The sequence below is a fragment of the Bacillus sp. P4_D3 genome (assembly GCF_056401855.1).
The window spans coordinates 1-3,466 of the sequence record NZ_JBFUIN010000336.1 but is presented as its reverse complement, the minus strand read 5'-3'; the positions used below and the strand labels follow the sequence as shown (position 1 = coordinate 3,466).

Genomic DNA, 3,466 nt, shown 5'->3' with positions numbered 1-3,466 from the left:
GAACACCGTCTAACAGTCCAATTAACATCATTTGCATCGCCACTAAACCAGACATAATATTAAAACGCGAACCTGAAGCAGCATCTTTTAAAGAAAATGCTCCCATTAAGCTCGTATCAAATAAAACACTGGCTTCATTTGCGAACGGTTGTAGTTTTGCAAGTTCCTTACGCTCTGAAACAGATGCATGATCATACACTCTATTTTTATAAATAAATGAATTGGTAAACTTCGATATATCCGCATGCATACGTCTTTGCTCCTGCAACATAAAAAGGTTCGGATGTGCTTCTGATTTATTTACAGAATCAACAATCCCTGCATGATAAAACATATCTTCGCCGAGCCACTTTCGAACGAGTTCATGATTCGCCATCGCAATCGGAGGCAATTGTAAAAAGTCGCCACAAACGACAATACGTTTTCCAAGAGAAGCAGCTAATGCAATTTGCGGAACATATGCCATACTTACTTCATCTACGACAACTAAATCAAATGTACGCTCATAAATAAGTGAATCAATGGCACATTTTGATAGCGTTGCACCGATTACTTGCGCATTTTCAATATATTCTTTTTCTACTTCTTTAATTTTCGCTTTTTGCTTTCGAAGATCACTTTCAATCTCTTGTATACGCTTCTTATCAGCAGAAGTCGCTTTATATGATAAAATCTTTTCACGAAGATCTTGTCGTGTCTCTTCTAAATAAAGTCTTTCTTCTCCCCAAGATCCGTTCGTCGTTTCAACTAACTTCGATGCAAGTAACGTTTCATGATTTCGTATATGTTCATGTTGGCTAAAACCGTAACGGACGATTTCACCAGGTGTCCATTTCTTTTTCTTCTCAATTTGCTTCGTTACTTCACTCATTAATACGTCAACTGCCGCGTTACTATGAGCTAACACAAGTACCGATTTTCCTTTTTGATAATGAGCCGAAATAATACGTGATAAATTGTACGACTTCCCTGTTCCAGGCGGTCCCCACACATACGTTGTCGGATTGTAAAAAGAACGGTAAGCCAATTCATTTTTCGTATTTTTCATCTTTTCAATATGTTTCGGACTGCTCGTCCCATCAACAAGACGCTTTATACGATTACGTTTCAGCTTATCTTTATGTGCTTCTTTCAATCTCTCTTGCAGTTGTTCTAACAATTGCCACGGTTCACTGTATAAAACGGCTTCTCGTATTTCGCCTTGTATATAATCATTTAACTTCAATTCGATTTCTAATCCATGTACAGACAATACTTCCCCCGTCGCTTCCTCACCATCGAACTCAATTCGAATCGGTGAACCTTCAGGTAAGCTTACTTCAGAAATAAGCTGAAATACGTATACTGTACTTTCATAATCTGTATATAAAAAACGACCGTTAATGATAGAAATTTTACTACCACCTATCGTTTTCCAATGTTTAATTTCATATGCTAATGCATAATGCCACTCTTTCATTGTTTCCGATAATGAAGGAGTTTGAGTAATTGTATTCATAGTATAATCTCCTTCCTTCTCCCCAAACATACTTTCTCACTATACCATATAACACGCTAAAATTTGTAAGGTTTTTATCTTGCTTATTTTCTTAATTTTCAATAATATATTGTATATAATTTTCAGAAAGAAGGAGTGCACATGCCAGTTAGAAGAATCGAACACGTCGGACTTATGGTCACAAATTTAGAAACATCTATTTCATTTTATGAAAAAGTATTTGGCTTACAGCTCATTAAACGTATGGGGCATCCAAACCCAGACTTAAAACTCGCTTTTTTAGGTGTGGAAGAATCGAAAGAAACGATACTTGAACTAATTGAAGGTTATAACTCTTCCCTTCCGGCAGAAGGTAAAGTACATCACATTTGCTTCAAAGTGGATTCGTTAGAAGATGAAATTGAAAGAATACAGAAACATGGAGTAACTTTTTTACTAGGAGAAGAAATCGAAACATTACCGGATGGAACACGTTACATATTTTTTGCTGGTCCTGATGGAGAGTGGATTGAGTTTTTTGAAACGGAGAGATAGAAAAGAAGCCGGAATTCCGGCCCCTTTTTTCGCAAGTGCAGCAACGGTTTGAACACTAGTAACAATTAAACATACCTTCAACCTGAAAATTCACCAAGATTAAGAAACAATCATTTTGTTGGGAGTAGTGGATGATGAATACAGTCTATATTATTGTTTTTTGGGTGCTTATACTTTTTCCACTCCTTTATGTAATCAAGATAAAGAATTGGAATATAAAAGTAGCTGCCGTATTTATTGGAAGGATTCTATTAAGTATCGTCTTTTTCTTAAATGGAATGTATGTAGGACTGCAACGAAATTGGGTACAACCTCCCTATGAAAAAGAATGGGATTTCTTTATAAAATCTCTGCAACATGGAAAGACTGAAGCACTTATAGAATTATTACTTCTAATTATTATCATTACTTTCGACTTAATAAATGTATTTTATTATATAAATAAAAAGAAATAAGGTGTTTTTCCTATTTCTTTTCTTACTGGGGTACCGCCCCATCGCCATCAAGCTAATATTTTTAATTACCCCCATAACGAAAATTTTATACATCGTTGACTATTGATAATGATACGTTATGTTAACCTTACATGTATGGAATATACATGGATTTATAACTTGATATAGAACATAAAAAAGAGGAGTTTATACTGTAAATAAGGGGACATACATATGGAATTAGAATCCGAGGTTAAAGCAATCGTTTTAGATTTAGATGGTACGTTATTAAATTCACAAAAGAAAGTGTCAGAAAGAAATAGAAAGGCTATACTGGAGTGTCTGAAGAAAGGATTAAAGGTTATTTTTGCTACAGCAAGGGCGCCACGATCAGTCAAAGTTTTTCTTCCTCACGAACTTCAAGACATTGCAACTATGATTTACTACAATGGAGCTTTGGTAGTGGATAACGCATTAGGTTACAGACAACATTACCCGATTGAATCAGCAATCACAAATGAAATTATAGAATTTGTTATTACTCACCAGGCTGATGCATGCCTCTCAGTTGAATCGGAAGATACATGGTACAGTAATAAAACATTGGATTACAACAAAACCATGAATGCAGTTGTAAATCCAATTGTAGTTCCATTAAATGAATTAAAAAAAGTTAGTGCTTCAAAATTACTAATCTCACAATATACTCATTATGAAAAACTACAAAAACAGTTTGCACATAAAGTAAGTACTATATGTACCGATGCAGGAACTTTAACTCAAATCATGGCAAAAGGTGTTTCTAAAGAACGAGCTGTAAGGGAAATCTGCACCCAAAATAATATCTCTATGGATAACATAATGGTCTTTGGAGACGATTGGAATGATTTAGAGCTATTCTATACATCTGGTTTTCCAATTGCTATGGGAAATGCAATACCTAAATTGAAGGATGCTGCATATTTTATTACCGATACCAATGATAAAGATGGTGTAGCTC

General features: G+C 35.0%; 4 protein-coding genes. 3 read left to right on the top strand and 1 reads right to left on the bottom strand.

Annotation, left to right across the window (positions count from 1 at the left end):
• The coding region (locus AC1DTM_RS20580) for an AAA domain-containing protein (protein ID WP_477000758.1) at positions 1–1,528 on the bottom strand (1,528 nt) is incomplete at its 3' end.
• 111 nt (positions 1,529–1,639) lie between these two features.
• On the opposite strand from AC1DTM_RS20580, the gene AC1DTM_RS20575 reads away from it, so the two are divergent.
• The 3 genes from AC1DTM_RS20575 to AC1DTM_RS20565 all read left to right on the top strand — a co-directional run.
• Positions 1,640–2,032 carry a VOC family protein gene (locus AC1DTM_RS20575; RefSeq protein ID WP_088099218.1) on the top strand — a complete coding sequence of 131 codons (393 nt, stop codon included), beginning with the start codon at positions 1,640–1,642 and terminating at the stop codon, positions 2,030–2,032.
• 131 nt (positions 2,033–2,163) lie between these two features.
• Positions 2,164–2,487, top strand: a complete 324-nt coding sequence (locus tag AC1DTM_RS20570; RefSeq protein ID WP_078174779.1) for a hypothetical protein — start codon at positions 2,164–2,166, stop codon at positions 2,485–2,487.
• Positions 2,488–2,700: 213 nt separating this feature from the next.
• Positions 2,701–3,466: HAD family hydrolase (locus tag AC1DTM_RS20565; protein ID WP_477000757.1), on the top strand; the 766-nt coding region annotated here is incomplete at its 3' end.

What these genes read in the sequence shown, in the direction of transcription:
- AC1DTM_RS20570 (WP_078174779.1), top strand. Translation starts at nt 2,164, where the DNA reads ATGATGAATACAGTCTATATTATTGTTTTTTGGGTGCTTATACTTTTT.
- AC1DTM_RS20575 (WP_088099218.1), top strand. Translation starts at nt 1,640, where the DNA reads ATGCCAGTTAGAAGAATCGAACACGTCGGACTTATGGTCACAAATTTA.